We start from the raw sequence: 11,385 nt of genomic DNA, 5'->3' as shown, positions 1-11,385 counted from the left end.
TATCTCGTTCCGGTGCCGTCGCGGCCGGGGGCGGCCAGCCGGCGCGGCGGCCAGCACATGCTGGCGGTGGCCAGGCATGCCGCGGCGGCGCTCGCCCGCGCCGGGTGGGCGGCCGCCGTGGCGCCGGCGCTGCGGCTGGACGGGCGCGCCCGGGACTCGGTCGGGCTGGACGCCAGGGCCAGAGCGGCCAACCTGCGGGGGCGGTTGCGCCACGTCATGGCCGGCACGCCGCCGCCGGGCCAGCCCGTGGTGCTCCTCGACGACGTGATCACCACCGGCGCGACCGCAGCCGCCTGCACCATGGTGCTGCGCGCCGCCGGAGTCACCGTGGCCGCCACCCTGGCCCTCACCGCAACCGACTAGCCAGCAGGCCCCCCGAAAAGCACGCTGGGCTCGACAAAGCGCCCTGGTCGACAAAGCGTCGCTGGGGTCGCGTCGCTGGGGCCGACAAAGCGTCGCTGGGGTCGACCAATCTTTGGCGAGGGCGGCCGCCCCACGACGCCCAGGGCAGGGCGAGGAACGAGCCCTGCCCGCAGGCGTCGTCAGCCCACCACCCACGACACCCGACCCCCCACACCGGCCCGCAACCACCCACCTAACCCGACCCAAGGCCGCTCGCCGAAGGCGACCGGCGGCCTTGCCCGAGCTAACAAGCACAGCGCCCGGCGGCCTTGCCCGAGCTAGAAAACACAGCCCGAGCTAAAAAATACCGACCCCCACACGGGTGAAGACTGGGTTTCGCCCCCGTGGCGACCGAAGTCCGGACGGCCGCCCGATCGGGCACCGGCACTGTGCCGCACGGACCCTGGCACCCCCGCGATGTGTGTATTACGTTGGGCCGTAGGGGTGAATGTGCGGCTCAATGGCTGGACGTCGGGAGGCGAGGCGGGTAAAGGACCGGTCCTTTTGATTGCTGACCGTCACGCCGTGCGGTGCCGCAACTTCGCCCTCCTTGGGACTGTTGCTCAAGGACAACCCGAGCTAACGTGCCCGCTATCACGTCCCCGGTTCGCAGGGAGGAGGCGAGAAGCCCATGACCCTGGCGCCGGAGGAGTCCTGAGGTGGGGAGTCCGGCCCGCAGGGAGGCCGGTGTTGTCCCCCGGCGCCGCAATGTTCGCCAACGAGCTCGCTTAAGGCGAGGGAGGTCGTGTATGGACATCGTGGTGAAGGGCCGCAACGTCGAGATACCCGATCATTACCGGGTCCATGTCGAAGACAAGCTGGCCCGCCTGGAGCGGTACGACAGGAAGGTCATCCGCTTCGACGTTGAGCTGTTCCACGAACCCAACCGTCGGCAGTCGAAGAACTGCCAGCGAGTGGAGATCACCGGGAAGGGCAGGGGACCTGCCGTACGGGCCGAGGCGTGTGCCGGCGACTTCTACGCCGCCCTCGACTCCGCGGTGAGCAAGCTGGAGAACCGACTGCGCCGCCTGCACGACCGCAGGCGAGTGCACTACGGGCGTCGGAGCCCCGCCTCCGTAGCGGAGGCCACTTCCGCCATCGGCAACGGCGCTCCCACGAGGAGCGAGCCGAATGGTCGCGCCGCCACCCAGACCGCGTTACTGCCGAAGCAGGAGGCGGAGTACGAAGGTGTGCCCGAGGTCCCCGAACAGCGCTGGGACGTCGACGACCACCTGCCGGGACGCATCGTGCGGGAGAAGTCCCATCCCGCCGTGCCCATGACCGTCGACCAGGCCCTCTACGAGATGGAGCTGGTCGGACACGACTTCTACCTGTTCCAGGACACCGCATCGGGCCGGCCGAGCGTCGTCTACCGTCGCAGGGGATTCGATTACGGCGTGATCAGACTGGCCTAGCGACACAACGCCCACAAGCCACCGGGCGCCCCGGGAGCCACGCCGCCCCGGGGCGCCCTTCTGCGCGCCGACGAGGGCGGATACTCCCGCTCGCCGGACGGCCTACGATGGGCGGAAGGGAGAGCGCCCGAGGCGGGCGCCAGACATTTCCACCAAGTGAGGTCGACCTGATGGTGCTGTCCAGGATCCTGCGCGCGGGCGAGGGCAAGATGCTCAAACGTTTGCGCACCATCACAGCCCATGTCAGCTCGCTGGAGGACGAGGTCACCCCGCTCTCGGACGCACAGCTGCGGGCCAGGACCGAGGAGTTCCGCAAGCGCTACGCCAACGGCGAGACGCTCGACGACCTGCTGCCCGAGGCGTTCGCCGTGGCCAGGGAGGCGGCAAAGCGGGTGCTCGGCCAGCGCCACTTCGACGTGCAGGTGATGGGTGGCGCCGCGCTGCACCTCGGCCAGGTCGCCGAGATGAAGACCGGTGAGGGCAAGACGCTCACCTCGGTCCTGCCCGCCTACCTCAACGCCATCGCCGGCGACGGCGTGCACGTCGTCACCGTCAACGACTACCTGGCCAAGCGCGACTCCGAGTGGATGGGTCGGGTGCACCGCTTCCTCGGCGTCACGGTCGGCGTGATCCTCGCCGAGATGACCCCGGACCAGCGCCGGGTGGCCTATAACGCGGACATCACCTACGGCACGAACAACGAGTTCGGCTTCGACTACCTGCGCGACAACATGGCCTGGAGCCTGGAGGACATGGTCCAGCGCGGCCACCACTTCGCCATCGTGGACGAGGTCGACTCGATCCTCATCGACGAGGCCCGCACGCCGCTGATCATCTCCGGCCCGGCCGACCAGTCCTCGCGCTGGTACCTCGAGTTCGCCCGGCTCGCCCCGCTGATGAAGAAGGACGTCCACTACGAGCTCGACGAGCGCAAGCGCACGGTCGGCGTCACCGAGGAGGGCGTCGCGTTCATCGAGGACCAGCTGGGCATCGACAACCTGTACGAGGCGGCCAACACCCCGCTGATCGGCTTCCTGAACAACTCGCTGAAGGCCAAGGAGCTCTACAAGCGGGACAAGGAGTACATCGTCCGCAACGGCGAGGTGCTCATCGTCGACGAGTTCACCGGCCGCGTGCTCCCCGGCCGCCGCTACAACGAGGGCATGCACCAGGCCATCGAGGCCAAGGAAGGCGTGGAGATCAAGGCCGAGAACCAGACCCTGGCCACGATCACGCTGCAGAACTACTTCCGGCTCTACGACAAGCTTTCCGGCATGACCGGCACGGCCGAGACCGAGGCCGCCGAGTTCTACAACACCTACAAGCTCGGCGTGGTGCCGATCCCGACCAACATGCCGATGATCCGGATCGACCAGCCGGACCTGATCTACAAGACCGAGCAGGCCAAGTTCGAGGCGGTCGCCGAGGACATCGCCGAGCGGCACCAGAAGGGGCAGCCGGTCCTGATCGGCACCACCAGCGTCGAGCGCTCGGAGTACCTGTCCAAGCTGCTCGTGCGCCGGGGCGTCCCGCACAACGTGCTCAACGCCAAGCACCACGAGAAGGAGTCGGCGATCATCGCCGAGGCCGGGCACAAGGGCGCCGTCACCGTGGCCACGAACATGGCCGGCCGCGGTACCGACATCATGCTCGGCGGCAACCCGGACCACATCGCCGAGCAGTCGCTGCGCGAGCGCGGCCTCGACCCGATCGAGACGCCGGAGGAGTGGCGGGCGGCGCTGCCTGGTGCGCTGGAGAAGGCGCGCCAGGAGGTCAAGGCCGAGGCCGAGGAGGTCGTCGCGCTCGGCGGGCTGTACGTGCTCGGCACCGAGCGGCACGAGTCGCGGCGCATCGACAACCAGCTGCGCGGCCGGTCCGGCCGGCAGGGCGACCCGGGTGAGTCGCGGTTCTACCTCTCGCTCGGCGACGAGCTGATGCGGCGGTTCAACGCGGCGCTGGTCGAGCGGGTGATGGTGACCCTGCGGGTGCCCGACGACGTGCCGATCGAGGCCAAGATGGTCACCCGGGCGATCAAGAGCGCGCAGGCCCAGGTCGAGCAGCAGAACTTCGAGATCCGCAAGAACGTGCTCAAGTACGACGAGGTGATGAACAAGCAGCGCACCGTCATCTACGGCGAGCGGCTGCGGGTGCTGCGCGGCGAGGACCTGCACGAGCAGGTCGAGCACATGATCACCGACGTGGTCACCGCCTACGTCCAGGGCGCGACCTCGGGTGGCTACTCCGAGGACTGGGACCTCGACAAGCTGTGGACCGCGCTCAAGACGCTCTACCCGATCGGCATCCGCTGGCAGGACCTGCTCGAAGGCGACGAGGACATCACGCCGGAGTCGCTGCTCGAGGCGGTGCTGGCGGACGCCCACGCCGCGTACCGGCGCCGCGAGGCCGAGATCGACGCCGCGGTCGGCAAGGGCACGATGCGCGACCTCGAGCGCCGCGTGCTGCTCACCGTGCTGGACCGCAAGTGGCGCGAGCACCTCTACGAGATGGACTACCTCAAGGAGGGCATCCACCTGCGGGCCACCGCCCAGCGCGATCCGCTGATCGAGTACCAGCGCGAGGGCTACGACATGTTCGCCGCCATGCTCGACGCGCTGAAGGAGGAGTCGGTCGGCTTCCTGTTCAACCTCCAGATCGAGCAGCAGCAACCCGAGCAGCCGCCGCCCGGCCCCGACACCGAGCGCCTTGCCAGGGCGGCCCGCGCCGCACAGGAGGCCAAGGCCGCTCAGGAGGCTCAGGCCGCGGCCGCCGCGAGGGCGGCGGCCGAGCAGAACAAGATCCCACCGGCACTGCGCGGCAAGGGCCTCGGCGGCCCGGCCCCGCAGCGGCTCACCTACAGCGGCCCGGCCGAGGGCGGCGGCGTCGCCTCGCACGGCGACGGCTCGGGCAACGGCGCCGGCCGCCAGCAGGGCAGCCGGCGCGAGCGCCGCGCCGCCGAGCGGGCCAGCTCCAAGCAGGGCCGCAAGGGCGGCAAGAAGGGCTCCCGCCGGTAGCACCACCGCGCGAGTCGTACGCTCCGGCACGCGAGTTCGACCGTGCGGTGTTGCCCGAATGTCCGACTCGCGGTCCCGAGCATCCGACTCGCGGGGTCTCATCGGTACACCGGCCGCAGGGCCGTGCACACCCATCGGTTCCGCCGCGACTCCACGCGGGCGGCCAGCGCGATGATCCTCGGGCGCCGACCCGGCGCGGACACGGTGACCGTGCCGCACAGCTCGACGATCCCGTCGGCTGGCCGGCAGGTGTGCAGGGTGCGCAGCCGGTGCTGCCGCCCCGCGGTGCCGGCCTGTCGGGTTCTGGTCAGCAGCGCCGCGTGGACGGTCGGCGCCACGAGGCCGTGGACGTGGGCGATCGGCCGGCGCCCGTCGAGCACCTCGAGCACCATGCAGGCCAGGCGCCAGATCAGGTCCCGGACCGGTCCGGGCTCGTCCCACACCGGGCCGTCGACGACGGGCGCCGGCCGCGGCGGCGGCGCCGGCTCGGCCGGTTCGTCCGGCTCCTCCGGATCGGGCGGGACCAGCCGCAGCGGCGGCTCGTACTCCGGCAACGCGTGCAGCCGCACACGGGGGACCTCTGACTGGGCGGGAGCCGACATGCCCTATAGAGCGGCCACCCGAAAGAATCAGGTCACAGACCACTCGTTCAGGTGATCCCGGCGAACCAGCTCGAAGCACAGCACCGCCGCCGCGCTCGACACGTTGAGCGACTCGACCCCGCCGGCAAGGGGAATGGACAGCCACCCCGTCACGTGCCGCCCGACCTCCTCGCTCACCCCCGCCGACTCCCCGCCCAGCACGAACACCGCCCGGCGCGGCAGCTCCGCGTCGAAGATCGACACCCGGGCGCCCGCGGCGAGCCCGTACACCGGATAGCCGGCCGATCGCAGCTCCGCCACCCCCTCGGCGGCCGTCGCGCACCGCAACACCGGCGCGTGGAACGCCACCCCGGCCGACGCCTTGATCACCAGTGGATCGATGCTCGCGACCCCGCGCCGGGGCACGACGATCCCGTCCACCCCCGCCGCCGTCGCCGTCCGCAGGATCATCCCCACGTTGGCCGGCGTGGTGATCCCGTCGAGCACCACCACCCGCCCCGGCGGCGCCCCCGACCCCAGCGCGTCCGCCAGCCGCCGCATCCTCGGCGCGACCACGTCGGCGAGCACCCCTTGATCCTGCTTTCCGTTGCCCGCCAACACCTTCACCCGATGCGCGCTGGCCCGCGACACCGCCACCCCGCGCCGCGCCGCCGCCGCCAGGATCTCCCGCACCGACTCCCCGCCGGCCCCCTGGGCCACCACCACCTTGTCCACGACCAACCGCGGGTCACCGAGCGCCTCGAGGACCGGCTTGCGCCCGAACACCGTCACGAACCGATCCTTCGGCGACACCTGCCCGTCCACACCCCGCAGCATCGCACGCGGGTCCGGGTGCGGATGTGTCAGGATCTGGCGAGTTGCTGCCAACCGCGAGGCGGTCATGAGGGTCTACATTCCGGCGACCGTGCCCATGCTGCGCACGCTGGCCGAGCACGGTGAGCTGGCGCCGGTCGACGACACCGCCTTCGCGCTGACTCCGGCCCTGCGCGAGTACTACCAGTCGGGGACCGCCGAGGAGCTGGAGTACGCCGCCATGCTCGAAGCCGCGCGGGCGTCGCTGCGGCTGGTCGCCACCGAGCTGGACCGCGACCCGTCCGCGCCGCCGAGGCGTGCGGTGGTCTCGGCCGATGTGGACGGTGCGGTGCCGCGGCCGGACCTGGACTACGCGGCGGTGCGGCTGGCCGGGCCGGTGCCGCTGAAGGTGGTCGCCGCGGTGCATGTGGACACCCCGGAGGCCGAGGAGGCCGTGCGGGCGGCCGCGGACGTGGTCGACGCGGCCGACCTCGGCGACCCGGACGCGGAGTTCACCCTCGGCGGGGCCGAGGACCACGAGCTGTCCTGGTACGCCCCGCAGGAGCTGCCCTTCCTCCTCGAGCTGCTGTAAAGATGGTGTCAGCCACAAGCGACCCCAAGCCACCCGAGGAGCCCCACGATGGACGCCGTGTCGTCGGTCCAAGAGCCGGTCAACGAGCCGGTCCGCTCATACGCCCCCGGCAGCGCCGAGCGGGAGTCGTTGCAGCGCCGGATCGCCGAGCTGGAGGGTGAGCGGCACGAGCTCACCATGACCATCGGCGGTGAGCGACGGATGGCCGGCGGCGAGCGGGTCGACGTGGTGCAGCCGCACGACCGCCATCACGTGCTCGGCACGACCGCGCAGGCCACCGACAAGGACGTGGCCGACGCGGTGAGCGCGGCAAAGCAGGCCGCTCCCGGCTGGCGCGAGCTGCCGTTCGACGAGCGGGCGGCCATCCTGCTGCGCGCGGCCGACCTGCTTTCCGGGCCGTGGCGGGACACGCTCAACGCCGCGACCATGCTCGGCCAGTCGAAGACCGTGCAGCAGGCGGAGATCGACAGCGCCTGCGAGCTGATCGACTTCTGGCGGTTCAACGTCTACTTCGCCGGCCGGATCCTGGCCGAGCAGCCGTTCTCCTCGCGGGGGATCTGGAACCGGTTCGACCACCGGCCGCTGGACGGCTTCGTCACGGCGATCGCGCCGTTCAACTTCACCGCGATCGCCGGCAACCTGCCCACCGCGCCCGCGCTGATGGGCAACACCGTGGTGTGGAAGCCGTCGCCCACCCAGCAACTGGCCGCGCACTACACGATGCGGCTGCTCGAGGCGGCCGGGCTGCCGCCCGGTGTGATCAACATGGTGACCGGCGACGGCGCCGCGGTCAGCGAGGTGGCGCTGGCCGACCCGGACTTCGCCGGGCTGCACTTCACCGGCTCCACCAAGACGTTCAAGCTCCTCTGGCGCACCATGGCCGAGCGCCTGGACACCTACCGCTCCTACCCGCGGATCGTCGGCGAGACCGGCGGCAAGGACTTCGTGGTCGCCCACCCGTCGGCCGAGCCCGCCGCGCTGGTCACGGCCCTGGTCCGCGGCGCGTTCGAGTACCAGGGCCAGAAGTGCTCGGCCGCGTCGAGGGCCTACATCGCCCGCTCGCTCTGGGACGGCGGCGTGCGCGAGCGGCTGGTCGACACGACGAAGTCGCTGTCCTTCGGCGACGTCACCGACTTCGGTCACTTCGGCGGAGCGGTCATCGACCGGCGGGCGTTCGACAAGCACAAGGGCGTGCTGGAGATGGCCGGCGCGACATCGTCGGTGGAGGTGCTGGCCGGCGGCACCGCGGACGACGAGGTCGGCTACTTCGTCCGGCCGACGGTGCTGCTCGGCACCGACCCGATGCACGAGCTGTTCACCACCGAGTGGTTCGGCCCGATCCTGGCCGTGTACGTCTACGACGACGCCGAGTACGCCAAGGTGCTCGAGCTGGTCGACGGCTCCACCCCGTACGCGCTGACCGGCGCGGTGTTCGCCACCGACCGGCTCGCGATCGAGCAGGCCCACCGCGCGCTGCGGTTCTCGGCCGGCAACTTCTACGTCAACGACAAGCCGACCGGTGCGGTGGTCGGACAGCAGCCGTTCGGCGGCAGCCGCGGGTCGGGCACCAACGACAAGGCCGGCTGGTCCCACAACCTGCAACGCTGGGTGAGCCCGCGGTCGATCAAGGAGACCTTCGTCCCCGCCACCGACCACACCTACCCACACATGGGATAGCGCGTGTGTTCGGCAGTGCGCCGAGGTCGGCCTTTGGCGAGGGCGGCCGCCATACGACGACAAGGGCGGGGGCGAGGAACGAGCCCCTGCCCGCAGGCGTCGTCAGCCGACCACCTACGCCACCCAACCCCCACACCGGCCCGCAACCACCCCGCCAACCCAACCCCCGGCCGGCGCCGAAGGCGCCCGGCGGCCTTGCCCGAGCTAGAAAACACCGTTTAGCGGCACCGGCCGGTGGCATCCTCACACATGATCCGCGTCGGCACGTCCGGGTGGCTGTACCCGCCGTGGCGCGGAGCGTTCTACCCCAAGGGCCTGCCCCACCGCCGCGAGCTGGAGTACATCTCCCGCCGGCTCAACTCGGTGGAGATCAACGGCTCGTTCTACTCGCTGCAGCGGCCGACCAGCTACCAGGCCTGGTCCGCCCAGACCCCCGACGACTTCGTGTTCGCGGTGAAGGGCGGCCGGTTCATCACGCACATGAAGCGGCTGCGCGACGTCGAGACCCCGCTGGCCAACTTCTTCGCCTCGGGCCTGCTCGCGCTGGGCCGCAAGCTGGGACCGGTGCTCTGGCAGCTCCCGCCGACCCTGCGGTTCGACCCCGACCTGCTGGCCGCGTTCTTCGACCTGCTGCCGCGCACCACCGCCAGGGCCGCCGAGCTGGCCGCCGGGCACGACGACCGGCTGCGCGGGCGCACCTGGCTGACCACCGACGCCGACCGCCCGATCCGGCACGCCCTCGAGGTCCGGCACCCGACCTTCACCGAGCCGGCGTTCCTCGACCTGCTGCGCGCACACGACATCGCGCTCGTGGTGGCCGACACCGCCGGCACCTTCCCGTACCTGGAGGACGTGACGACCGACTTCGCCTACGTCCGGCTGCACGGCGACGTGGAGCTCTACACCAGCGGCTACTCCGACGACGCGCTCGACGTCTGGGCCAAGAGGATCCGCGCCCTTGCCACGGCGGCCGCCGGGGACGCCTACGTGTACTTCGACAACGACGTCAAGGCCCACGCCCCGCACGACGCGATCGGGCTGGCCGAACGCCTCGGCCTCACGACGCCGTCGGCAGCCGAACCGTCACGGTGAGACCCCCGCCGGGCACGGCCTCGGCGGTCACCTCCCCGCGATGGGCCAGCACCACCGCCTTCACGATGGACAGGCCAAGGCCGGTGCCGGACTGGGCGGTGCGCTCGACACCGCGGCGGAACGGCTCGAACAGCTCGGCGACGTGGTCGGGGTCGACGGGCGCGCCGGAGGAGTGGACGCGGAGCACGGAGTTGTCCGGGGCGCGGTCGAGCCGCACCTCGATCCAGCCGCCGTCGACGTTGTGCCGCACGGCGTTCTCAAGCAGGTTGCCGGCGACGCGCTCGAGCAGGGCGGGGTCGCCGACCGCCGGGGCCGACTCGCCGAGGAACGACGCGCTGATCCGGCGGCGCTCGGCGTCGGCCCGGATCGGGTGCCAGGCGGCGGCGACCACGTCGGCCAGGTCGACGGGCTCGGCGACGCCGATGCCAAGGCCGTCGGTGCGGGCCAGCAGGAGCAGCGCGTCGACGAGCTGACCGGCGCGCAGGGTGGCGGCCCGGACCACCTCGGCCATCCGGCGCAGCTCGGCCGCGTCGGCGTTCGGGTCGGCGAGCGTGACGTCGAGCTCGGTGCGGATCACCGACAGCGGGGTGCGCAGCTCGTGGCTGGCGTTGGCCACGAAGTGGCGCTGCGAGGAGAACGCGGCCTGCAGCCGGTCGAGCATCGCGTCGAACGTGTCGGCCAGCTCGGCCACCTCGTCGCGGGGCCCGCGGTGTCCGATGCGCTCGCCGAGCGACTCGACCGAAAGCCGCCGCGCCGTGGCGGTCACGTCGCGCAGCGGCTGCACCACCCGGCCGGTGACCGTCCAGGCGAGCAGGGCGGTGGCCAGCACGACGCAGACGAACGCGATCGAGCCGGCCACCAGCACCCGGTCCCTGGCGTCGTCGCGCAGCGCCGAGGACAGATCGGCCACCTCGACCGGCACCCCGTCGACCACGATCGTGGTGCCCGGCGGGAGCGACGGCACCGAGGCGGCCACCTCGCCGGCCAGCAGCCAGCCAAGCCACAGCAGCAGCGCGCTGGCCAGGGCGACCAGGCCGGTGGCGAGCAGCGTGATCCGGCCGCGGAGCCCCGGTCCACGTCGGACCCGGCTAGCTGCCATGGGTCCGGCTCGCCACCGGAATCCGGTAGCCAGAGCCGACGACGGTGTCGATGATGCCCGGCTCGCCGAGCTTCTTGCGCAGGGTCATCACGGTGACCCGCACGGTCGTGGTGAACGGGTCGGCGTTCTCGTCCCACACCCGCTCCAGCAGCTCCTCGCTGCTGACCACCGAGCCGCCGGCACCGAGCAGCACCTCGAGCACGCCGAACTCCTTGCGGGTCAGCTCGATCGGCTTGCCGGCCCTGGTCACGGTCCGCCGCGCGGGGTCCAGCTCGACGTCGCCGGCCACCAGGATCGGCGGCGTCACCGGGGTGGCCCGCCGGGCCAGCGCGCGCACCCTGGCCACCAGCTCGGGGAACGCGAACGGCTTGGCCAGGTAGTCGTCGGCGCCGAGGGTCAGCCCCTCGACCCGCTCCTCGACCGCGCCGCTGGCGGTCAGCATGAGCACCCTGGTCAGCTGGCCGGAGCGGACGATCTCGCGGCACAGCTCGTCGCCGGGCATGCCGGGCAGGTCCCGGTCGAGCACCACCACGTCGTACCGGGTGATCGACGCCTTCTCGTGGCCGTCGTCGCCGTTGTACGCCACGTCCACGGCCATGCCCTCGCGGCGCAGCCCGCGCGCGATCGCCTCGGCCAGGGGCTGCTCATCCTCGACGATCAGAATCCGCACAGTGTTTCCGTTTCGGCTCGGTGGCGTAGCGCC

The 11,385-nt window shown here is 71.6% G+C and carries 9 protein-coding genes and 1 pseudogene; 6 read left to right on the top strand and 4 right to left on the bottom strand.

What is annotated here, in order from left to right:
- From VGX25_RS07040 to secA, 3 genes and pseudogenes are all read left to right on the top strand, one after another.
- Positions 1-363, top strand: a pseudogene (locus VGX25_RS07040) (ComF family protein); the annotation flags it as partial.
- Between the two features lie 788 nt (positions 364-1,151).
- A complete protein-coding gene (hpf, locus tag VGX25_RS07035; RefSeq protein ID WP_326916797.1) occupies positions 1,152-1,817 on the top strand; it encodes a ribosome hibernation-promoting factor, HPF/YfiA family in 666 nt (221 codons plus the stop codon).
- A 170-nt stretch (positions 1,818-1,987) separates the two neighbouring features.
- Complete coding sequence (gene secA / locus VGX25_RS07030) at positions 1,988-4,828, top strand: preprotein translocase subunit SecA (protein ID WP_326916796.1); 2,841 nt, start codon at positions 1,988-1,990, stop codon at positions 4,826-4,828.
- 98 nt (positions 4,829-4,926) lie between these two features.
- Here secA and VGX25_RS07025 read toward each other — a convergent pair whose 3' ends face one another.
- Both VGX25_RS07025 and VGX25_RS07020 read right to left on the bottom strand, forming a co-directional pair.
- Entirely contained in the window at positions 4,927-5,397 is a 471-nt protein-coding gene (locus VGX25_RS07025; RefSeq protein WP_326916795.1) for an Rv3235 family protein, read from the bottom strand.
- Positions 5,398-5,457: 60 nt separating this feature from the next.
- Positions 5,458-6,246, bottom strand: a complete 789-nt coding sequence (locus VGX25_RS07020; protein ID WP_326916794.1) for an RNA methyltransferase — start codon at positions 6,244-6,246, stop codon at positions 5,458-5,460.
- Between the two features lie 64 nt (positions 6,247-6,310).
- Here VGX25_RS07020 and VGX25_RS07015 point away from each other — a divergent pair, with 64 nt between their 5' ends.
- The 3 genes from VGX25_RS07015 to VGX25_RS07005 all read left to right on the top strand — a co-directional run bounded on the left by VGX25_RS07015 (position 6,311) and on the right by VGX25_RS07005 (position 9,583).
- Positions 6,311-6,814: a DUF6912 family protein gene (locus VGX25_RS07015; RefSeq protein WP_326916793.1), complete on the top strand. Its 504-nt coding sequence runs from the start codon at positions 6,311-6,313 to the stop codon at positions 6,812-6,814.
- Positions 6,815-6,862: 48 nt separating this feature from the next.
- Positions 6,863-8,491, top strand: coding sequence for an L-glutamate gamma-semialdehyde dehydrogenase (gene pruA, locus VGX25_RS07010; RefSeq protein ID WP_326916792.1), 1,629 nt, complete (start codon positions 6,863-6,865; stop codon positions 8,489-8,491).
- A 249-nt stretch (positions 8,492-8,740) separates the two neighbouring features.
- Positions 8,741-9,583, top strand: coding sequence for a DUF72 domain-containing protein (locus VGX25_RS07005; RefSeq protein ID WP_326916791.1), 843 nt, complete (start codon positions 8,741-8,743; stop codon positions 9,581-9,583).
- On the opposite strand, the gene VGX25_RS07000 is transcribed toward VGX25_RS07005, so the two are convergent.
- Both VGX25_RS07000 and VGX25_RS06995 read right to left on the bottom strand, forming a co-directional pair.
- A complete protein-coding gene (locus VGX25_RS07000) occupies positions 9,549-10,682 on the bottom strand; it encodes a HAMP domain-containing sensor histidine kinase (protein WP_326916790.1) in 1,134 nt (377 codons plus the stop codon). The genes VGX25_RS07005 and VGX25_RS07000 overlap by 35 nt on opposite strands.
- A complete protein-coding gene (locus VGX25_RS06995) occupies positions 10,672-11,352 on the bottom strand; it encodes a response regulator transcription factor (RefSeq protein ID WP_326916789.1) in 681 nt (226 codons plus the stop codon). The genes VGX25_RS07000 and VGX25_RS06995 overlap by 11 nt, the downstream gene beginning before the upstream one ends.
- Positions 11,353-11,385: the final 33 nt, after the last annotated feature.

This window comes from Actinophytocola sp., from assembly GCF_035942955.1.
Taxonomy (GTDB): Bacteria; Actinomycetota; Actinomycetes; order Mycobacteriales; family Pseudonocardiaceae; genus DASYTH01.
The sequence above is the reverse complement of the archived record's forward strand: the minus strand, read 5'-3'. Positions and strand labels throughout refer to the sequence as shown.